This is a genomic window from Haloechinothrix aidingensis (assembly GCF_013450155.1).
In the GTDB taxonomy this organism is placed as follows: Bacteria; Actinomycetota; Actinomycetes; order Mycobacteriales; family Pseudonocardiaceae; genus Haloechinothrix; species Haloechinothrix aidingensis.
Genome location: NZ_JACCKD010000008.1, coordinates 56976 through 77235, shown reverse-complemented (window position 1 = coordinate 77235; position 20260 = coordinate 56976). Strand labels below are relative to the sequence as shown.

Below are 20260 nucleotides of genomic sequence, written 5' to 3'. Positions count from 1 at the left end.
GCCCGTGGTCGGGACGGTTGGGCACGTCGAACGAGGAGAGACCGTGACGAGCTCCGCTGGCCGGCCGACAGGTCATGAATGGCTGATCACGGACTTCGTTGAGCGAGTGCCGGGTGTGGCGCACGGGGTGATCGTCTCGGCCGACGGCGACCTGCTCGCCGGTTCGGCCGGGTTGCCCCCGGCCCGCGCCGGGGAGCTGGCCACGGTCGTCACGGGGATGCTCGGCATGACGGCCGGTGTGGCTGACTGCCTCGCGGCCGGGCGCGTGCACCAGGCTGTCGTGGAGATGGAGCTCGGCTTCCTGTTGCTGATGACGGTCAGCGACGGGTCGTGCGTGGCGGCGCTGGCGTCGCCACGCAGCGACATGGGCACGGTGGCCTACGAGATGTCGCTGCTCGTCGAGCGGTTGGGGCAGCAGCGTGCTACTAGCGAGTAGCTTTCCGTGCGGGGTACGTGGCAGACTCGCATAGCCGGGCCGTAGGGCCCGGGTGACGACGCGACACCGGGGGTGAGGCGTGACGAACGAGCGCGACGGTGACAGCAGGCTGCATGTTCAAGCGCCGCCCCGCGCGTCCTCGGTCGCCCCCGAGCAGCGCAGGAGGTCGCTGGTGCGCCCCTACGCCCGTACCGGGGGACGCACCCGCCCCGAACACGACCTCGAGCTGGAGGCGATGGTCTCGACAAGCGAGACCGGTATGCGGTACGAGGGCGTGCGGACCGCGGAGCAGCGCAGCATCTGTGACTTCTGTACCCAGCCGAGGGCGCTGTCCGACGTGGTGACCGAGCTGGGGCTGCCGCTCGGCGTGGTGAAGGTGATCGTCGCGGACATGATGCGAGCGGGCCTGGTGCACGTACACGACCCCGGCCTGCCCTTCGGCGAGGCCTCCTCGAAGGAGTTCCTCGACCGGCTGCTGAGCGGGCTGCGCAACCTGTAGGGCTGCCCCGGACCCGCAGCGCCCGCCGGTATCCCACGCGACGGGCCCGTCCTCACGACTCGACGAACGCCGCCGAGGTGATGCGGTGCAGCGGGTAGCGCTCGTTGTCGTCGCCCTCGAGCACGCCGCCGCCCACGCGGGTGGGGGTCACGATGTGCTGGCTGGCCGTGCCGTGCCTGTCGACGAGCCCGATCCAGACCTCCCTGCGCTGCAGGCTCGCGCGGGTCAGCAGCTCGAGCGTCGCCGACGTGTCCCCTTCGCCCCCGGGGTTGCGGACGCCCGCTCCGCGCCGGGTCGACGCGGCACGGTCGCCCGAGCGGATGCGCGCGACGACGTCGGCGATGCGCTCCGAGGTGCTCGCCCCGGTCGCCCCGGTCGCGCCGTGGGACCGCCGCCGCGCGGGAGCCCGCTTCGGGGTGCGCTGCTCCTCGGCACGCACGTCCAGTACCCGGCCGTCCGGTCCCTCCGCTGCCGGGGTGAACCCGCGCTCGCGCAGCCCGTCCAGGACCTCGGCCAGTGGCGATCCGCTGACCAGCACCGTCGGCGCGATCCGGCGCAGGTCGAGCTCCCCTGCCGCCGGACTGTTGAGGATCTCCGCGAGCACGACCTCGTCGTCGCAGCGGAGGAAGGACGCGCACGTCCCCGCGCGCAGCCTGCCGTGCCTGCGCGCCACGTCGTCGATGAGGTAGGTCAAGCCCTGCGGCACCGGTGTGCGTGAGGTGCGGGCGAACAGGTCGTGCAACTCCTCGGCACTGTGCCCGGAGTCGAGGGCACGGCGGACGGAGTCCTCGGTCACCCGGTAGACGGTGGCGTGTCCCGCCGACTCGATGTCGGCCACCGCTGTGATCTCGGCAGCCAGACCCGGTTCCAGCGGTCCCGGCGCGACGATGGTGAGGTCGGCCTGCACCAGCACGTGATCGACCGGCGCGGGCATGGACTCGGCCATGGCGGCCGTCGCGCGCCGCCTGCGCTCGTCCGCGGTCTCCCCAGCGGAGTCCTCCCCGGCCTCGCCGGTGGGTTCCCGTGCGGGCTCCTCAGCAGGCTCCAGCAACGTGCGTGCCGCGGTGGTGACAGCGCCGAGAGCGACCACCCCGAGAGCCGACGCCTCCCACAGCGCGGCGCGGACCATCTCGTCGCGCAACGGGCCGTCCCGGCGCGGGTTGCGCCAGGCGAGCAGCGTGACGAGCTCCTCCCCGCCCGCTATGCCCGTGCCGTCCGGCAGCTCGGCGAGCGCTTCGAGTGCGCGGCGGCGCGCGGTCGCGGCGCGGGGCTTGTGCAGCTGGGTGGACAGCGGCGTGGGCTGCTTGTCCTTCTCCGCGGTGCCACCGGCACGCGCCGCGGCCGCGCTGTAGGCGAGGCAGGGCAGGCGGGGCAGATCGAGCCAGGCTGTGGCCAGGACGGCCCAGCGATGTGCCGGTGGCGAGCCGAGCCAGCTGTCGGCCAGGTTCGTCAGCAGCCACTCGGGCTCGGTCGCGGTGCTCTCGGCCACCAGGTCTGCTCCGTACGCCAGCTCGGCGAGCAGCACCGCGCGAGCCTCGTCGATCTCGAGCTCGCGGGCGATCCGGCGCACCTCGCGCACGCCGAGCCCGCCTGCCTTGAGTACCGGCGGCGGGGTTCGCGCCCACGACTCCAGCAGCGACTCCATGTGCCGGTTCAACTCCATCGCCTCACCGGCGGCCGTGCTGTCCACGGTCTCCGTGGCATGCGGGTAGGTCTCCGGCGCGGGTTCGGTGCGCACCGTGTCGGGGAAGATCGGCTTCCCGCGCAGCGCCAGCCCCAGCTGCCGGGGCAGCTCGACGGTGCCGCTGTCCTTGCGGACAAGCAGGCCGCGGGCGAGCAGGCTCTGCACCGGGGTACGGGCCTGCTCCAGCGGGGTGTCCGAGCCGGCGTCCTTGGTGTTGCCGACCGGAGGTCCGGCCGCGAGCGTGTCGAGCAGCTTGCGTTCCGGCTGGGTCAGCGCCTCCAGCTCCTTGTGCACGTCCGTGTCGCGCAGCCAGGGAAGGTCCCTGCCGAGCCCCGCCGGGTAGGGGCCGAGTACCTCGCGGGCGGCGGGCACGGCGTGGACAGCGCTGTCGTCTCCCCAGGCCAGCGCCATCCTGCGCAGCCGCGCGAGCGCGCGACGGGTGGGCGCGCCCGCGAGCTCGTCCACAGCCTCCGTGGTGACCGGCGCGGCGTCCGCGTCGAGCACGAGCAGCGCCTCCAGCACGGCCAGCGTGAAGGTGTCGAGGTCCTCGCAGGCCCTGGCCACCGAGCCCGCGGTGCCCGCGCGGGTGGCGAGCACGTTCGTGTCGGCGGGCGGCGGCGTCGCCAGGTCGCGCCGGGCGGCGAGCATGCGGGCCAGCTCGTCGTCGCTCACCGAGCGCAGCCAGTGCGCGAGAGAGGTCGCAGACACGGCGCCACGATACCGAGTGTGTGCGCGGGCGGCTCACGAGGCGTGGCCGGGGACGCGCGCCCGGCAGCTTGCCGTCGTGGGACCAGCGCGACGGGCGAGATCGAGGTACGGCAAACTAGAGGCAGGCGTGTCGAGAACGTTGACACACGACACTCGACGCATCACCGAGCGCACCGCGGAGGACGACGTGGCAGACAGCAAGAAGGTTGACCCGGACCGTATCGACCCGCAGTGGCCGCAGCTGGACGACGGGCAGACGCCCGTTTCCGAGCTGGTGTCCGATACGCAGGGTTCGCAGTCGCCGTACGGTGACGTCTCCTTCCCGCTCGACTCGGTGCCGTACGAGCATCCCGAAACCGAGATCAACCGGTCGTGACCCCGCTGGGAACCAGCAGCGTTAGGCTCTGAGGCGAGCCTCACACGCACCCACATGTCGATTCGGGGTTGCCATGCCTGTACCAGGTCCGGGATATTCCATCACCGTCCGCGCCGAGGCGCCCGCCGCAGCGAGTAGCGCAGGCGAGTTGACCTCGGCCGTCGGCGACGTCGGCGGCGTGCTCACCGCCTTCGACATCGTCGAGTCGCATCACGACAGCGTCGTGGTGGACATCAGCGCGAACGTGCTCAACGAGGAGCACGCCACCGAGGTCACCGATGCCCTAGACCAACTCGACGGGGTGCACGTCCGTAAGGTCTCCGACCGGACGTTCCTGCTGCATCTGGGCGGTAAGCTCGAAGTCGAGTCCAAGGTCGCGCTGCGCAACCGCGATGACCTCTCCCGTGCGTACACGCCGGGCGTCGCGCGGGTGTGCAATGCCATCGCGGTCAACCCGGAGGACGCCCGCAGGCTCACGATCAAACGCAACACCGTGGCCGTGGTCACGGACGGCTCGGCGGTCCTCGGCCTTGGCAACATCGGCCCGGCTGCCGCGCTGCCCGTGATGGAGGGCAAGGCCGCGCTGTTCAAGAAGTTCGCCGGTGTGGACGCCTGGCCGGTATGCCTGGACACGCAGGACACCGAGGAGATCATCCGGACGGTGCGCGCGCTGGCCCCGGTGTACGCGGGCGTCAACCTCGAAGACATCTCCGCGCCCCGGTGCTTCGAGATCGAGGCACGGCTGCGGGAGTCGATGGACATCCCGGTGTTCCACGACGACCAGCACGGCACGGCCATTGTCGTGCTCGGGGCGCTGCGCAACGCCTTGCGGGTGGTGGACAAGCCCATCGAGGAGTGCCGGATCGTGGTGTGCGGCGTCGGCGCCGCGGGCTCGGCCATCATCCGGCTGCTCAAGCGCAAGAACCCGGCGGACATCATCGCGGTGGACAGCACCGGCATCCTGACCACCGACCGCGACGGCATGGACGACAACCTGCGCTGGGTCGCGGACAACACCAACGCGGACGTGCGTTCCGGCACGCTGCACGACGCTCTCGCGGGCGCGGACGTGTTCATCGGGGTGTCTGTCCCGAACCTCATCGGTGCCGACCAGGTGGCGAGCATGGCCCGTGACCCGATCATCTTCGCGCTGGCCAACCCCGATCCGGAGATCGACCCGCTCGAGGCGCACAAGCACGCCGCCGTTGTCGCCACAGGGCGCAGCGACTACCCGAACCAGATCAACAACGTGCTCGCCTTCCCGGGCGTGTTCCGCGGCCTGCTCGACGCGCACGCGCACCACATCAGCGATGGCATGCTCGTGGCGGCGGCGAACGCGATCGCGGACGTGGTGGACGGGGACCGGTTGAACGCGTCGTTCATCGTGCCGAGCGTGTTCGACTCCGCCGTGGCACCCGCGGTGGCCAGCGCGGTCAAGCAAGCAGCGACCGGCGGGTGATCAGTGCGCCACGCCTACGCACTATCCTCGTAGGCGATGAGTGAGTTCAGCCACCTCGACGAGTCCGGTGCGGCGCGGATGGTGGACGTGTCGGAGAAGCCTGCCGCCGCGCGCACGGCGGTGGCCTCGGGAACGTTGCACACCACGGCCGAGGTGGTGGCTTTGCTGGCGGAGGGCGGGTTACCGAAGGGTGACGCGCTGGCCACGGCACGGATCGCGGGGATCATGGGCGCCAAGCGCACCCCGGATCTCGTGCCGCTGTGTCACCCGATCGCGCTGTCGGGTGTCGATGTGGAGTTCGAGCTCGGACACAGCGAGGTGCACGTGACGGCCACGGCGCGCACCACCGAACGCACCGGGGTGGAGATGGAGGCGTTGACCGCGGTCAGCGTCGCCGGGCTGGCGCTGCACGACATGGTCAAGGCCGTCGACGCGGCCGCGTCGATGGACGGGGTACGGCTGGACCGCAAAGAGGGCGGCAAGGCCGGGGTGTGGACGCGGCCGGAAGGGCGGTAACGCATGGGCAGCCGGATCGCGCGCGTGGTGGTGGCCTCCAACCGGGCCGCCGACGGTGTCTACCCGGACCGAACGGGCCCGATCATCGCGCACTGGTTGACCGAGCGGTCCTTCGACGTCGCACCGCCGGTCGTGGTGCACGACGGCGAGCCGGTGTCCGCCGCGCTGCGGCAGTGTGTCGCCGAGGGCGCGCACCTGGTGATCACCACGGGAGGCACGGGTATCTCGCCGACGGACCGCACGCCGGAGGCCACGGCGGCCGTTCTCGACTACCGGATTCCCGGGTTGTCCGACGCGGTTCGCGATGCCGGGTTGCCCGCCGTCCCGACCTCGATCCTGTCCCGCGGGATCGCGGGAGTGGCAGGTAGGACGCTGGTGGTGAACCTGCCCGGCTCGAAGGGCGGGGTGACCGACGGGCTCGCCGCGCTGGAGGGGGTGCTCGAGCACGCTCTCGACCAGCTGGCCGGGACGGACCACGCCGCGGGACATGCGCCCGGCAGTACTGCCGCTGATGATGCGGGGCATGCGCCCGGCAGTACTGCCGCTGATGATGCCGCGGGGCATGCCGCCGGCAGCACGGCGAGTGCCGCGGCCGCGCCGCGGGATACGGATCCGGTTGCCGTTCCGGTGTGCCGGGTGACCGGCGAGCCGATCGCGAGCGAGGAACACGCCGCTGCCGTGGCCGACCGGGCCGCGGGCGCGGTGGTCACGTTCGCCGGTGCGGTACGCGACCACGACGGCGGCAGGCACGTGCGGTCACTGTTCTACGAGGGGCACCCGAGCGCGGAGCAGGTGCTGGACAGTGTCGTCAGGGAGGTCTCGGCCCGCCATCCCGCGGTGCGGGGAGTCGCGGTGAGCCATCGTGTCGGTGCGCTCGAGATCGGTGATGTGGCCCTGGCGTGCGCGGTCGCTTCCCCGCATCGCGCGCAGGCGTTCGCCGCGTGCTCGGATCTCGTCGAGGAGGTCAAGCAGCGGCTGCCGATCTGGAAGCATCAGGTTTTCGCGGACGGGACCGAGGAGTGGGTCAACTCGCCCTGAGCCTCGGCGCTCGCCGTGCGCTGTGCTGAGCTCGTGGGCTCCACCGCCGGGGGATAGCGGTGGAGCCCACGAGTGTTGCGATGTTGCTATCGCCTAGAGCTCAGCGAGATCACTCGGTGGCGATCTTCTGACCGACCAGGATGAAGTCCGGGTCGCTGATGTAGTCCTCGTTGAGCTCGTGCAGCTCCTGGTAGCCGCCGTCGATGTCCTCCTTCTTCGCGATCTCGGAAAGCGTTTCGCCTTCCTTGACCTCGTAGTCCCCGTCGGGGTTGGACTCGGCGACTCGGGTTACCTCAGGGGCGGCCGGCTCGGGCGTGGCCTCGGGCTCCGGCTCCGACTCCTGCTGCGCGGAGCCGGTGTTGGTTCCCTGGTAGTTGCCGCTCGCGCCGGCTTGCTTGCCACACACCGGCCATGCGCCGATGCCTTGGCCTTCCAGAACGTTCTCCGCGACACGGATCTGCTCCGCCCGGGACTGCTCGTGCGGCATACCGGTGCCGCCGTAAGCGCGCCAGGTGTTGAGGTTGAACTGCAGACCGCCGTAGTAGCCGTTACCGGTGTTGATGCTCCAGTCACCGCCGCTTTCGCACTCGGCGATGGCATCCCAGTTCACGCTCTCGGCCTGAGCTGGGGTAGCGGCCACTGCAAGCGGAGCACCGAATGCCAGGCTCGCGATTGCGGCGCGAGCGATGTTGCGGGTAGCTGTCGAGGTCTTGCGGTGCTTAGCTCGGTAAGACATTTGGCATCGTCAACCCTCCGCGCCGCGTTCCGCTCGGGCCGTGCCCGCTCCCTGTCCCGGAGTTTCTTTCGCTCGGGGTATGGGCCGGGGGTCCGTTGGACAGGGATTGGCGCACGGATCCCCGGGTCTTGCCGTGGCTGGTCGGGGCCAACCGCAGACGACGGTACGTAGCTATATGCATGATCGGAAATTGAGAGCTATGTGATCTGGATCACTGTAACGACCGAAAACTTGTGACGATTCCGATATATTCGCAGGTCAGAGGCCTGTTACCGAACCGTGTCCATCTCGAAATCTTTCACCCTAAGTGAGGTCTGCGTCACGCCGTTTTCGGCCCGCTGGTCCGTTCGTGCAGGGCTCGTCGAATGCGATGAAACGCGCAAATAGTACGAAAAGGTCGCCCTGGTTGCCTGCTCGTCATCCGCCGGCGAACGGCGGGAGAACATCGATCGCCGCGTCGGTGTCGATCCGGTACGCGGTGTCCCGGATGGCGACCCCGTCCACCAGCAGGCTCGCCACGGTCAGGATCCGATCCAGCTCGGCGGAGTGCTCGGCGCGGAGCCGGGCCACGACATCGCCGAGTGTCGAACCGGCAGGCATCTCGAGTGCGCGTTCCTCGCTGCCCGCCGCCGCGCGCGCGGAGGCGTAGAACCGCACGCGGACCGTGATGGTTCGCGCGTCGGGGCCGGCGGGCGTGCTCATGACCGGTGATCGTATCCGGCGATGACCGGCCTCACAGCACCCAGGGTGGTGCACAGCACGGGCCGCGGGTTGCCCGGAATCGACACGTGCGGATCGATACTGGTCTCGGGTTCCGCGAAAGCGGAGTTTTACCCCTGTTCGAAGCGCAGTCACGGATTTATGCTTGTCCCTGTGACTGCCTTCCGGTTCGCGCAGGCGGCCCGCCTGCTCGGCGTGAGTGACGACACCGTACGGCGGTGGGCGCGCTCCGGCGAGCTGCGTACCGGGGTGGACGCCGCGGGCCGCAAGGTCGTGGACGGTCATGAGCTGGCCGCGTTCGCCCGCCGCCAGGCCGAGCGCCGGCCCGCGGGCGAGAACGACGCCACGGCTGTCGCGCGCTCGGCACGCAACCGCTTCGTGGGGCTGGTCACCGAGGTCCGGCGGGACTCGGTGATGGCGCAGGTCGAGGTGCAGGCAGGCGCTCACCGGGTGGTGTCGTTGATGAGTACCGAGGCGGTCGACGAGCTGGGCCTGGAACCGGGTTCCCTGGCCGTGGCCGTGGTCAAGGCCACCAACGTCATTGTGGAGACGCCGGGCGGGCTCGAGGCGGTCCCGCCCGGTTCGGCGGGCGAGTCCGAGGTACACACCGTGGACGAGGTGTATCCGCCGGACGATGCGCAGGAGAGCGGGGGTCGCTGATGCGGCGAGCGTTCCGGCCGCTGCTCGCGCTGGCACTCTCGGCGGTCTCGGTCTGCGCGGCCTGCGCGCCGGGCGGCGACCGTGAGGTGCTGACGGTCTTCGCGGCCTCCTCGCTCACCGAGGTGCTCGGCGAGGTCGAAGACTCGTTCACGGCCGAGCATCCGGACGTGGAGGTCCGCGTCAACCTCGCGGGCTCGTCGCGACTGGCGCACCAGCTCGGTGAGGGAGCCCCTGCCGACGTGTTCGTCTCCGCCGACCCGGAGACCATGCGCACGGTCGCCGAGCAGGACATGCTCGCGGACGATCCCGCGGTGCTGGCGACGAACACGCTCACCATCGCCACGGCTCCCGGTAACCCGCACCGCATCGCGGGCCTCGACGACCTCGCCGACCCTGAGCTGCACGCGGTCACCTGCGCCGCCCAGGTTCCGTGCGGGCGGGCGACGAGGCGGCTCGTGCGGGCGCACGATATGCGCCTGCGGCCGGCCAGCGAGGAGCTCAGTGTCAAGGCGGTGCTGCAGAAGGTGCTGACCGGTGATGCCGACGCGGGAATCGTCTACCGCAGCGACGTACGGGCGGCAGGCGAGTCGGTCGAGTCGATCGACATCGCGGGTGCGGAGTCGGTCGTCAACGAGTACCGGATCGCTGTGCTGGCAGACGCCGCGCATCCTCGGCTGGCCCGCGAGTTCGTGCGGTACCTGCGGGACGAGCCGGGGCGCCGCGCGCTCACCGCAGCCGGGTTCGGGGTCGATGATGACCGGAACGGGTAACAACGCGGGCGCCACGAGCGCCGGGAGCATCCGGGCGGGACGCACGGACGATACGACGGTGGCGGTCGGCGTTCCGCGGTTGCTGCGCGTCCCAGCCGCGCTCGCGCTCGCACTGGTCGCCCTGCCGATCGTGGGGTTGTTGCTGCGCACCGAGTTCACGCGGCTACCCGAGCTGCTGAGCTCGCAGGCCTCGTTGCACGCGTTGCGGCTGTCACTGACCACAGCTTCACTGTCCACACTCGCCTGTATCGTTCTCGGTGTGCCGCTCGCGGTCGTACTGGCCAGGGCCGCCGGAAACCTCGGAGCACTGCTCCGCACGATCGTGCTGCTACCCCTCGTGCTCCCGCCCGTGGTGGGCGGGCTCGCGCTGCTCTACCTGCTCGGTGTGAACGGCTTCCTCGGGTACCTGCTCGACGTGGTGGCCGGTGCGCGGGTGCCGTTCACCACGGCGGCTGTCGTGCTCGCACAGACCTTTGTGGCGATGCCGTTCCTGGTGATCAGCCTGGAGGGTTCGCTACGCGCGCGCGACGAGAACTATGAACGGGTAGCTGCCACGCTCGGTGCCCGGCCGTGGACCGTGTTCACCAGGGTGACGTGCCCGTTGCTCCTTCCTGCACTGGTGTCCGGGACGGTGCTGTGTTTCGCACGGGCTCTGGGGGAGTTCGGGGCAACGATCACGTTCGCCGGGAGCCTGCAGGGCGTGACACGCACCCTTCCGCTGGAGGTCTACGCGCAGGCGGAGTCCGATATAGACAGCGCCATAGCGCTGTCCCTGCTACTGATCGTGATAGCGATCGTGGTGATCGGTGTCGCCCGGCCCCGGTCGCTACGGGGGCGGGCGTGACCCCGGGCGGCGGGCTGCGGGCCACGGTGGATATCACCCGTGGCGACTTCCGGCTGCGCGCCGACGTCGGCATCCCGCCCGGGGGCGTACTCGCGGTGCTCGGGCCGAACGGCTCGGGGAAGTCGACGCTGCTGGAGTGCATAGCGGGGCTGCGGCATCCGCACGGTGGCTCGGTCTCCCTCGGGGAACGGACGCTGACCGACGTCGCACGCGGTGTCCACATCCCGCCGCACCGGCGTGGCGTCGGAGTGCTGGGCCAGGCTCCGCTGCTCTTTCCACACTGCACGGTACAGGACAACGTCGCGTTCGGGCCGCGTGCGCGAGGTGCCGGGCGAGCGGCGGCCCGGAAGGTGGCGCGGGAATGGATGGAACGGCTGGCCGTCGCGGAGCTGGCGGCGCACAAGCCACACCAGCTGTCCGGGGGGCAGGCCCAGCGGGTGGCACTGGCACGCACCCTGGCCGACGAGCCGGGGCTGGTGCTGCTCGACGAACCTCTCGCCGCGTTGGATGCCGACGCCGGACCGGCGATGCGGGCCGTGCTCGGGAGGGTGCTGCGCGACGGGGACCCGGCACGGTGCGGGCTGCTGGTCACGCACGACCCCCTGGACGCGCTGACGCTCGCGGACAGCGTCATCGTGCTCTCCGGCGGTGCCGTCGTCGAGCAGGGCGCGACACGGGAGGTGCTCGCCGCGCCCCGGACCTCGTTCACCGCGCGTATCGCCGGTCTGAACCTGGTGACCGGCCGTGCTGTGGCGGATGGGCTGCGCACCGTGGACGGTGCCGTACTCTCCGCGGCACGGTGCGACGGCGTGCGGGCGGGCGCCCCCGCTGTCGCCGTCTTCCCGCCGGGAAATGTCACGGTGTATCCGGGTCACACTGCCGGTGTGGTCCGTGCGGGTAACCACCGCAACACCGGCAGCGCCGTCGTGGAGAGCCTGGAGCCGCACGGGCCCGTCGTACGGCTCCGCATCGCCGCACCCCGTAGCGGCCCGGAGCACGGGTGGGTGGCGGGGCTCACCGCGGATGTGGCTACTGCGGCTGTGGCCGAGCTGGGTCTCGAGCCGGGGCAGGAGGTCGAGGTGGCGGTACCGGCCGAGGCGATCGGCGTGCACGAGGCGTTCACCGGCCAGAGCTAATGGTGCGCGTGGCTGGCGAGAGCGGTGGGGCTTATCGTCGAGACCGTGAGTGACGATCAGCAGCCGACCTACGTGGTTGGCGATGTGCACGGGCACCGCGAGGCGCTCGAGGACGCACTGGCCGAGCACGGCCTCGTGGACGAGGCGGGCGACTGGTCGGGCGGGTCGTCTCACCTGTGGTTCGTCGGGGACTTCGTGGACAGGGGCCCGGACGGCATCGGTGTCATCGAGCTGGTGATGCGGCTGCAGGAGCAGGCGGCCGAGGCCGGTGGGTACGTCCAGACCCTGCTGGGTAACCACGAGATCCTGTTGCTGGGTACGCACCGTTTCGGGGACACCGAGATCGCTCCGGACACGCCGGGCCGCACCTTCGCGCGCAGCTGGCTCATCAACGGGGGGCAGGCGGACGATCTCGAGCACCTGCGGGAGAGGCACGTCGAGTGGCTCGTGTCCCGCCCCGTCCTCGCGCACGCCGTCGACCACCTGCTGTTGCACTCGGACACGATGGAGTACCTGCACTGGGGAGACGAGCTCGAGGGGATCAACGCGGCTGTGCAGGCGGTACTGGCAGGCGACGACCTCGAGCAGTGGTGGGAGCTCTGGCGCAGGTTGACCACGCGGTACGCGTTCCGTGGGGACAACGGTGCGGATGCGGCGGAACGGATGCTGGAACAGCTCGGTGGCACCAGGATCGTGCACGGTCACAGCGTCATCGCCGACCAGGTCGGGCTGCCCCCGATGGAGATCAGCGGCCCGCACTCCTACGCGGGAGGCCGGGTGCTCGGCATCGATGCCGGCGTGTTCGCGGGCGGGCCGTGCCTGGTCGTGCGACTGCCGTGGGAGAGTTGACGTACCGGGGTCCGCGCCGGCGTCGGCACGACCGCAACGGTAGCTCGAGCAACACGTGAGGAAACTGCAACGTGCGAGCATGGCACGCCTCCTCGCGCCTCAACTACGATCGTCCGGTCGGGCGCACGTGATCAAGCACGCAGGAGGATCGAGTGGTGGCGCGGTGAACCCACTGGGCGAGACGACTCGGTGCGGAACGTGGCGTGTGCCACTACGAGCCGTGCACGGGGCCGCCCTACCGAGCGAACCGCGCCGAGGCACGCGAACCGGAACCGTACGACGGGACGCGATGATGCCGCGGCGTGGTGCAGCACAGTGCCGGTCGGAGAGCGGATGCGGGACGGGGACGTCGTCGAAGCCAGTGGCCCGGGCCGCGAGCTCGGGCACGGGTGCCACCGGCAGTGACCGTGAGGAGTGAGGGGACGTGTCGGCAGAGGACAGGTTGGAATCCGCGGCCGAGGCGGATGATCACAGCGAGCCCGATCCGGGCGCCGCGTCGCACGAGGGGGACACCGGCGGTGCGTACGCGCCTGGCGACGAGGCCGCGCTGGAGGGCACGGGTGGTGACGACGCCGCCGGTGACACTGTGACCGATGATGACGCGGGAGCGCCCGGGGCTGACCACCGTGATGACGCGGGAGCGCCCGGGGCTGACCACCGCGATGACGCGGACGCGCTCGAGGGTGGCCCTGCAGGCGCGGGCGCATCGGATGTGGACGACAGCGCCGCGAGTGCCGCGGTGGGCTCGCGTTCCGGCTGGTTGAACGGGGAGGGTGCGGAAGCCGCCGGTGAGATGAGCGCCCAGCAGGACCAGCCCCAGCAGGATGAGATCGAGCAGGACCAGGCCGAACAGGACGGTGCCGCGCACGACGGCGCCGCGCACGACGGCATCGAGCACGGAAGTACGGGGGACGGTGCCGGCGCGCCGGACGTGCGGCCCCAGCAGGAGGACGCGGCGGGGACCGGGCCGGGGGACGATGCGGGGGAGCACCCCGGCGAACCGGCGAGCGCCGGGTTACCCCCAGTGGAAGCAGCTGGCGAACCGGCTGGGGAACCTGCCGGGGAACCCGCCGGGGAACCCGCCGGTCAGACCGACGCGTACACGCTCGGCGAGGACAGCTTCCCGCAGATCTTCCCGCAGAGTGACCCGGACGGCGACCCGGACGGCGACGTCGAGAACGAGCTGGCCGATGCCGAGGCCGGTTCCTGGGTACGGCCGTACGTCTGGACGGGCGGGCGCACCGGGAGCACCGTGGAGTTCGCGCTGGAGACCCTGGTCAGCGCGCGCTCCGGGGTGACGGACACCGATCCGGACGCGATCCGTGAGGAGCACAGGCGGGTGCTGGAACTGTGCGAGCACCCCCGCTCGGTGACCGAGATCGCCGCCCGGCTGTCCGTGCCGCTCGGCGTCGCCAAGACACTGATCGGCGCGATGGCCGAGGAGGGCATGCTGGTCGTGCACAGGGCGGGTTCCGGCCCGGACTCCGGTCCCGACCTCGAGCTGATGGAGCGGGTGCTACGCGGCCTGCGGAACCTCTGACCGCCGGCCGGTCACGGGCTTCGTGCTTCGCGGACCAGGGTTACCAGGGCGGAACCGAAGCCGACCGAGGTGAAGCCGATCGCGCTCACGCTCAGCCACACGGGCAGATCGGTGTGGCCGAGGGCGAACAGTACGAACACCGCGACGACAGCGACCATGCCGATGACGAACAGGCCGACGGACAATGCCATCATGCGGGACGGTCTGCTGCGGGGCGGAGCGGAGTCGCCGTGTTCGGCGTGGGCGGACATGGCGTACAGGCTAACGGTTTCTCCTCGCAGCGCTAACCGCGATAGGCTGGGTAGTGACGCGCGTCGGTGGGTGGGGCCACCCCCGAGGCGCGTTCGTCGTGCGGGTCAGGGAAGCTCCCTACTGGGCATGCTCTCCGGCGGTGGACGGCGCGCGGTCCGATGAGCGAAGGAACGGTGAGTACAGTGCCGACCGGCAAGGTCAAGTGGTACGACGCGGACAAGGGCTTCGGCTTCGTCACCCAGGACGGGGGCGAGGACGTCTATATTCGCAAGTCCGCGCTACCTCAGGGGGTTGACTCTCTCAAGTCGGGTCAGCGACTCGAGTTCGGTGTGGCCGACGGTCGGCGCGGCCCGCAGGCACTGTCCGTGCGGCTTCTGGACACGCCGCCGTCGGTCGCCGAGGCGCAGCGCAGGCCCGCGGAGGAGCTGCACGGCATGGTCGACGACATGATCAAGCTCCTCGAAGCGCGCGTGCAGCCCGTCCTGCGCCAGGGACGTTACCCGGAGCGCAAGAACACCAAGCGGATCGCGGAGGTCATGCGCGCGGTGGCGCGGGACCTGGACCCGTAGCGCGCGCACGCTCAGGAGCGGGCTTCGAAGGCGACCGGCCAGATCCCGCGCGTTACCGGCTGCATGGCCCCCTCCTCGTCGCGGATCGGCTCCCCTTCCTGATCCGCGGCGAAGGCTGCGCCCATCTGCTGCACCTCGACGATGAGCAGCGTCGCGTCCGGGCTGGGCGGTTCGGCGGTGAACGCGTGTGCCTCCCCGGGGGAGAAGTACTCCTGCTGCACAGGAAGCGGCGTGCCGTCCGCGTCCGCCGCCTGGACGTTCACCAGCCACGGGGTCTCCGCGATCTCGCCGGGCACGGAGATCTGCGCGGGCTGGCCGGGACGGGTGGGCAGCGCGTACTCGTGCGTCTCGTCGTTGTCGCATTCGGTGACTTCGACGTCGCAGTAGGTGAACGGCTCGACCTGGATGGCCTCGCCGTCGGAGTAGATGGTGATCTCGGGGGGACCGACCTCGCCGCAGCCCGCCACGGCGAACACGGCGCCCGCCGTCCCGGCGAGCACGGCCGGCTTCACGCCACGGCGCGGGCGTCGCTCCCCCGCCGGATCCGGTGACCGCGCGTCACGTACTGCCATGGTTGTCGAGACTACGGGCGCGCTGTCGGCGCGCCGAGCGAGGGTGCCTCGGTGTGGTCTCCGCGACAACCGCCCGCTGCGTGGTGTGCGGTCACGACGCGGCCGGGACGAACCGGACCCGGAACGAAGCGGGCCAGTTCTTACCCGTCAGCAGGAACCGGTCGGTGCCGGGCACGGAAGCGATCCCGTTGAGTACCCCGGCCTCGTCCTCGTCCTGGGGGTCGAGCAGGCCGGACGCGTCGATCTCGGCGGTGACCGCCCCGTCCGCGGGGTCGATGCGCACGATGGTGTCGCTGCGCCAGACGTTCGCGTAGACGTCCTCGCCGACGCACTCCAGCTCGTTGAGCCGTTCGACCGCCTCGCCTGCCGACGTCACCGCGACGTCGTCGAGCGGGGCGAAGCTGTCCGGGTCGCGGAAGGTCAACCTGTCCGACCCGTCGCTCATCACCAGGCGGTCGTGCCGTCGCTGGTAGCACAACCCCCACCCCTCACCCTCGTAACCGACCCTGCGCAGTTCCTCGAGCGTCTCCCGGTCACGCTCGATGGCGACCTCGCTCTTCCAGGTCAGCTGCCATATCCGGTCGTCGACGACGGTGAGGCCCTCGGCGAACAGTGGCGCGGCGAGCTCGGCGCGTGCCAGCTCCGTGCCGGTGCCGAGGTCGGTCGCGCGGATATCCGACTCGCCGACGAGTCCGGTGCTTTCGTAGAGTGTGCCGTGAGCGATCTCGAAACCCTGTGTGAAAGCGGTGGGGTCATGTGGAAGCGTCTCCAGAACGTCAGCGCGCAGGTCTTCCGGAGGTGGGGTAGCGCCGGACCCCGGCGACCCGCACGCGAGTACGAGACCGGCGGTGAGGGTGCCGCAGACCGCGACCGATCGCTGGGCAGTTCGAGTGAACGCGCGCACGACACCAGCCTCGCACGCCCGGGGGAACGGGCTGGGACGGCGGCGGGCACCGGCGTGTCAGCACCTGGGACTATCCTGGATGATATGAGTTCGACGCCGACCGCTGCCGCCACGCAGCCGCAGCCGGGGCCGTGGCTGGTCGACGCCGCGGGGCTCGCCCGTGACGCCGCCAGGGAGGAAGCGGCCGACCGCGGGTACGACCCGGATTCCACCGTCGGGGCGTACCGCGGAGTACGGCACGAGGACGATGTCAGCGTCACACACCTGTTCGACGCGGCGGTCCCCGGTTACGGGGGATGGCAGTGGCAGGTGACGGTCGCGAGTGCCGGTGCGGAATTCCCCGTCACCGTCAGCGAGGCGTTGCTCCGCCCGGGCCCCGGGGCGCTGATCGCCAAGGAGTGGGTTCCGTGGGAGATGCGGGTCCGGCAGGGCGACCTCGGCATCGGAGACGTCCTGCCGGTGAGAGAGGACGATGAGCGCCTCGTACCCGGCTACCTGGGCTCCGACGACCCCGGCGTCGAGGAGGTCTCCTACGAGATCGGGCTCGGCCGCACGCGCGTGATGTCCCGGCGCGGGCGGCTCGACGCGGCGGAGCGCTGGCGCGGCGGTGAGTTCGGCCCCCGTTCGGACATGGCGCGCAGCGCGCCGCAGCCGTGCGGCACGTGCGGGTTCTACCTGCCGCTCGCGGGCTCGATGCGCGCGGCCTTCGGGGTGTGCGGCAACGAGGTCGCGCCCGCTGACGGGCACGTCGTACATGTCGAGTACGGGTGCGGAGCGCACTCCGAGGCCGAGGTCGACACCGGCGCCGTCGTACCGGTAGCGCAGCTCGTCTACGACGACTCCCGGTTGGACGTCGACGGCGTCGAGTCCTCCGGCGCCGGACTGGAGTCGTGACCGGTTCGCCCGACCAGGAGGCCGATCCCTTCGGCACGGCCGCGCTGCGTGCCGCCGTGCTGGATTCCTGGCAGCAGTCGCCGACCAGGTTCACCGAGGACGCCAATGCCGAGGAGGACCTCCGGCTCGGCGCGTACGCCGACCGGCTGTTCGTCGAGCTGGCGCAGAACGCAGCGGACGCGGCCTCCCTGGCCGGGGTCGGTGGCCGGTTGCGGGTGCGTGTCGTCGACGGGGAGCTGCGGGTGGCCAACACCGGCGCTCCCCTCGACCGCGACGGGGTTACGGCCCTGGCGTCGCTGCGAGCCTCGGCCAAGAGCGGTGCGAGCACGGTCGGCAGGTTCGGTGTGGGGTTCGCCGCGGTTCTGACCGTGTGCGCCGAACCGCGCGTGGTCTCGCGCACGGGCGGGGTGGCCTTCTCCGAGACCGGAACCCGGCGGTGCGTGGCCGACATCCCGGAGGCGCGGCGGCAGGCGGCCGACAGGGGCGGCGCGGTGCCGGTGCTGCGCCTGCCGTGGCCCGTTCCGGCCGGAGAGCCCGACGTGCCGGAACCGTTCGACACCGAGGTGCGGTTGCCGCTCGCGGACGGCGTCGAGGAGGCGTCGCTGCTCGCGGAATTCGCGGGCGAGGTCACCGACGTGCTGCTGACATTCCCGGCGCTGGAACGGGTGGATATCGCCGGTGAGGTGTGGACGCGCACCGATACGGGCGAGGGCATCGTGGAGATCGCCCGGTCCGGTGCGGCGGGCACGCGGTGGCTCGTGCACTCGACCTCCGGGGAGTTCTCCGGGGAGCAGGCAGCGACACTGGGAATCGAGGCGGCGCACCATCCGCAATGGACTGTCCTCTGGGCACTTCCTGTGGACGGTGAGAACCGTCCGCGACCGGTGGACAGCGACGTGCTGCACGCGCCGACGGCCACCGACGAGCGGTTGTCCCTGCCCGCCAGGCTCATCGCCAGTGTCCCCGTCGAGCCGTCGCGCCGCCGGGTGCGCGGCGGTCTCGCCGCCTCGGCCGTGCTGGCCGCTGCCGCGGACGCCTTCCTCGATCTGGTGCGGCGCGTGCCCGCGCACCAACGTCTCGAGCTCGTGCCTGCCGCGGGGTTTCCGGCATCCGATGTGGATGGGGAGCTGCACCAGCTGATCGGTGCGAGACTGCGGGAGCAACCGTGGCTGCCCGCTGCGTCCGGGGGCCGTGACATCTCCGGTGACCGGGCCGCGGTACTCGACGTCGACTCGCCCGGCCTCGTGGAGCTGCTCGGTGAGGTGGTGGCCGAGCTGGTGGCCGTGCCGTACGTGGGGGGCCGCGCGGCGGGCGTGCTGGCCCGCGTCGGCGCGCGCGGGCTGGATGTCGCCGCCGCGCTGGACGCGCTGATGGGTATCGAGCGGCCACCGCGGTGGTGGTACGGGCTCTACGGCGCGCTGCTGGCACTGCTCGACGACCGCTCCATCGACCAGGAGGCGCTCACCGGCCTGCCCGTCCCCCTCGCCGACGGTCGCACCACGCCCGGGCCGCGTGGCGTGCTCCTGCCCGGTGGAGGAGCCGAAGGTGACACCGGGCTCCCTAGAGGGAGCGAAGGTCACACCGGGCTCCGGCCCGAACTGCTGGAGTTGCTCGGCACGGCCGGGGTGACGGGCGTGCGTGTGGTGCATCCCGACGCGGTGCACCCGCTGCTGGAGCGGCTCGGCGCGGTGCCGGCAGGGCCCGCCGAGCTACTGGATGCCGCCGAGCTGCGCGCGGCCGTGGAGAGCAGCGTGGACGACGCGATGTCCGGCCTGGACACCACGCCGCTCGCGGAGCTCGTCCTGCGCCTGGTCGCCGAGACCGGAGCCACCACCGACGAGCGCCCCGGACTCGCCGCGCTCGCCCTCACCTCCGCGAGCGGGGACGCCCGCCGGGCCGACGAGCTCGTGCTGCCGTCCGCCCCGCTGCTCGGCGTGCTGGACCCGGAGGCTGTCGGGCCGCACGGCCCGCTGGACGTGCTTGCCGAGGATGTGGCGCGGCACCGGCCTCCGGAGGTACTGACCGCGACCGGGGTGCTGGACTCGTTCGCCGTGGTGGCCGACGACGATCCTGTCGGGCCGGAGCACGACCTGCCCGAGGAGCCCGAGTGGTGGGACTCGACGTCGCGGCCCCCGTCCAGGGTGCTCGCGGTCCGCGACCTCGACCTGGTGGCCGACGACGCGTGGCCCGCGGCGTTGCGGCTGCTGGCCGAGTCCCCCGACAGCGGTCACGCGCTCCGCGAGCCGGGTGGGCACACCGGCTGGTGGATCGCCCGGTTCGCCGATCTCGATGGGGCCTGCCCGCGCAGCTGGCGCATGCCGGACGCGGTGGCGTTGGAGGGGCTCTACGATCCGGTTCCTGATGTGGGGCTACCGCGGGACGTGCTCGTGGCTGCGGGTGTGCGGGAGGACCTCGCTGTCTGCGATGCCTCGGACGCCGCCGATCTGCTCGCCCGCCTTGCCGACCGCGAGCGCGCGCCGCGCCCGGGTGTGGTGCTCCGGGCCCATGCGGCGCTTGCCGAGCTCGCGGCCCGGCCGGGGTTCGATGTGGCCCAGGTCGACGCGCCCACCGAGGTGCGAGCGCTGGACGGAGGCGTGATCGACGCCGGCCACGCGTGCGTGCTGGATCAGGCGTGGCCGCTGGAGGTGGTCGATGCCGGCCTGCTCGTCGGTTGCGGGCGCGAGTGCGACTCGCTGGCCGAGCTGCTGGATCTCCCGCTGGCCCGCGAGGTGTATGCGGGTGAGGTGACCTCCGAGGGCGACGTCCTGAGCTGGACGGAGCTGAGCGCCATCCGTGACCTGGCCGATCTGCTCGGCACGACGGTGCCGGAAGGGGGGCTATACCTGCATCCCCGGCTGACGGTCCGGGTGGACGGGCAGGACCGGCAGGCGCGCTGGTGGGTCGCGGCGGACGGGCTCGTGCATGCCGAGGACAGCATCGACGGTCTGGCGCGGGCCTACGCGTTCGCCGCCGACCGGTGGGAGGCACGCCATCAGATCGCCGCCCTGCTCAGCGATCCGGAGCCCGCTACCCTGTTCGGGTGATCGGCGAGGGTCGGCAGGCCCGTGCGTCGTGGATGGTCCGCCATGTGAGAGGAG

At 71.4% G+C, this 20260-nt stretch carries 20 protein-coding genes and 1 pseudogene; 15 read left to right on the top strand and 6 right to left on the bottom strand.

The window, feature by feature from the left end; translation table 11 throughout:
- Nucleotides 1-43: 43 nt before the first annotated feature.
- Nucleotides 44-436 carry a roadblock/LC7 domain-containing protein gene (locus H0B56_RS19390; RefSeq protein ID WP_180894533.1) on the top strand — a complete coding sequence of 131 codons (393 nt, stop codon included), beginning with the start codon at nucleotides 44-46 and terminating at the stop codon, nucleotides 434-436.
- Between the two features lie 79 nt (nucleotides 437-515).
- Nucleotides 516-935: a DUF742 domain-containing protein gene (locus H0B56_RS19385; RefSeq protein WP_089301497.1), complete on the top strand. Its 420-nt coding sequence runs from the start codon at nucleotides 516-518 to the stop codon at nucleotides 933-935.
- A gap of 52 nt (nucleotides 936-987) precedes the next feature.
- On the opposite strand, the gene H0B56_RS19380 is transcribed toward H0B56_RS19385, so the two are convergent.
- Complete coding sequence (locus tag H0B56_RS19380; protein ID WP_180894532.1) at nucleotides 988-3327, bottom strand: helicase-associated domain-containing protein; 2340 nt, start codon at nucleotides 3325-3327, stop codon at nucleotides 988-990.
- Nucleotides 3328-3514: 187 nt separating this feature from the next.
- Here H0B56_RS19380 and H0B56_RS19375 point away from each other — a divergent pair, with 187 nt between their 5' ends.
- From H0B56_RS19375 to H0B56_RS19360, 4 genes are all read left to right on the top strand, one after another.
- Complete coding sequence (locus tag H0B56_RS19375) at nucleotides 3515-3703, top strand: hypothetical protein (RefSeq protein ID WP_180894709.1); 189 nt, start codon at nucleotides 3515-3517, stop codon at nucleotides 3701-3703.
- A gap of 73 nt (nucleotides 3704-3776) precedes the next feature.
- The gene (locus tag H0B56_RS19370; RefSeq protein WP_180894531.1) at nucleotides 3777-5162 is read left to right on the top strand and encodes an NAD-dependent malic enzyme; all 1386 of its coding nucleotides are present in this window, start codon (nucleotides 3777-3779) and stop codon (nucleotides 5160-5162) included.
- Nucleotides 5163-5198: 36 nt separating this feature from the next.
- Entirely contained in the window at nucleotides 5199-5678 is a 480-nt protein-coding gene (gene moaC, locus H0B56_RS19365; protein ID WP_180894530.1) for a cyclic pyranopterin monophosphate synthase MoaC, read from the top strand.
- Between the two features lie 3 nt (nucleotides 5679-5681).
- Entirely contained in the window at nucleotides 5682-6716 is a 1035-nt protein-coding gene (locus tag H0B56_RS19360) for a molybdenum cofactor biosynthesis protein MoaE (protein WP_180894529.1), read from the top strand.
- A gap of 109 nt (nucleotides 6717-6825) precedes the next feature.
- Here H0B56_RS19360 and H0B56_RS19355 read toward each other — a convergent pair whose 3' ends face one another.
- Nucleotides 6826-7452: a LysM peptidoglycan-binding domain-containing protein gene (locus tag H0B56_RS19355; protein WP_180894528.1), complete on the bottom strand. Its 627-nt coding sequence runs from the start codon at nucleotides 7450-7452 to the stop codon at nucleotides 6826-6828.
- A 417-nt stretch (nucleotides 7453-7869) separates the two neighbouring features.
- Nucleotides 7870-8154: a MoaD/ThiS family protein gene (locus tag H0B56_RS19350; protein WP_180894527.1), complete on the bottom strand. Its 285-nt coding sequence runs from the start codon at nucleotides 8152-8154 to the stop codon at nucleotides 7870-7872.
- 171 nt (nucleotides 8155-8325) lie between these two features.
- Between H0B56_RS19350 and H0B56_RS19345 the strand changes: the two are divergent.
- The 6 genes and pseudogenes from H0B56_RS19345 to H0B56_RS19320 all read left to right on the top strand — a co-directional run.
- Nucleotides 8326-8739: pseudogene (locus H0B56_RS19345) on the top strand (TOBE domain-containing protein); the annotation flags it as partial.
- Nucleotides 8740-8831: 92 nt separating this feature from the next.
- Entirely contained in the window at nucleotides 8832-9602 is a 771-nt protein-coding gene (modA, locus tag H0B56_RS19340; protein ID WP_180894525.1) for a molybdate ABC transporter substrate-binding protein, read from the top strand.
- A 79-nt stretch (nucleotides 9603-9681) separates the two neighbouring features.
- Nucleotides 9682-10446, top strand: coding sequence for an ABC transporter permease (locus tag H0B56_RS19335; RefSeq protein WP_246361360.1), 765 nt, complete (start codon nucleotides 9682-9684; stop codon nucleotides 10444-10446).
- Complete coding sequence (locus H0B56_RS19330; protein WP_343063964.1) at nucleotides 10443-11582, top strand: sulfate/molybdate ABC transporter ATP-binding protein; 1140 nt, start codon at nucleotides 10443-10445, stop codon at nucleotides 11580-11582. The genes H0B56_RS19335 and H0B56_RS19330 overlap by 4 nt, the downstream gene beginning before the upstream one ends.
- Nucleotides 11583-11627: 45 nt before the next feature.
- The gene (locus H0B56_RS19325) at nucleotides 11628-12431 is read left to right on the top strand and encodes a metallophosphoesterase (RefSeq protein ID WP_180894524.1); all 804 of its coding nucleotides are present in this window, start codon (nucleotides 11628-11630) and stop codon (nucleotides 12429-12431) included.
- A 424-nt stretch (nucleotides 12432-12855) separates the two neighbouring features.
- Complete coding sequence (locus H0B56_RS19320) at nucleotides 12856-13971, top strand: DUF742 domain-containing protein (protein WP_180894523.1); 1116 nt, start codon at nucleotides 12856-12858, stop codon at nucleotides 13969-13971.
- Between the two features lie 11 nt (nucleotides 13972-13982).
- On the opposite strand, the gene H0B56_RS19315 is transcribed toward H0B56_RS19320, so the two are convergent.
- Complete coding sequence (locus H0B56_RS19315) at nucleotides 13983-14222, bottom strand: hypothetical protein (protein ID WP_180894522.1); 240 nt, start codon at nucleotides 14220-14222, stop codon at nucleotides 13983-13985.
- A gap of 183 nt (nucleotides 14223-14405) precedes the next feature.
- Here H0B56_RS19315 and H0B56_RS19310 point away from each other — a divergent pair, with 183 nt between their 5' ends.
- Nucleotides 14406-14792, top strand: coding sequence for a cold-shock protein (locus H0B56_RS19310; RefSeq protein ID WP_089301508.1), 387 nt, complete (start codon nucleotides 14406-14408; stop codon nucleotides 14790-14792).
- A gap of 11 nt (nucleotides 14793-14803) precedes the next feature.
- On the opposite strand, the gene H0B56_RS19305 is transcribed toward H0B56_RS19310, so the two are convergent.
- Complete coding sequence (locus H0B56_RS19305; protein ID WP_180894521.1) at nucleotides 14804-15364, bottom strand: DUF2771 family protein; 561 nt, start codon at nucleotides 15362-15364, stop codon at nucleotides 14804-14806.
- A gap of 91 nt (nucleotides 15365-15455) precedes the next feature.
- Complete coding sequence (locus H0B56_RS19300; RefSeq protein WP_180894520.1) at nucleotides 15456-16268, bottom strand: glutaminyl-peptide cyclotransferase; 813 nt, start codon at nucleotides 16266-16268, stop codon at nucleotides 15456-15458.
- A gap of 84 nt (nucleotides 16269-16352) precedes the next feature.
- On the opposite strand from H0B56_RS19300, the gene H0B56_RS19295 reads away from it, so the two are divergent.
- Both H0B56_RS19295 and H0B56_RS19290 read left to right on the top strand, forming a co-directional pair.
- Nucleotides 16353-17162, top strand: a complete 810-nt coding sequence (locus tag H0B56_RS19295) for a DUF3027 domain-containing protein (protein ID WP_180894519.1) — start codon at nucleotides 16353-16355, stop codon at nucleotides 17160-17162.
- Nucleotides 17159-20206, top strand: a complete 3048-nt coding sequence (locus H0B56_RS19290) for a sacsin N-terminal ATP-binding-like domain-containing protein (RefSeq protein ID WP_180894518.1) — start codon at nucleotides 17159-17161, stop codon at nucleotides 20204-20206. Before H0B56_RS19295 ends, H0B56_RS19290 begins: the two co-directional genes overlap by 4 nt.
- Nucleotides 20207-20260: the final 54 nt, after the last annotated feature.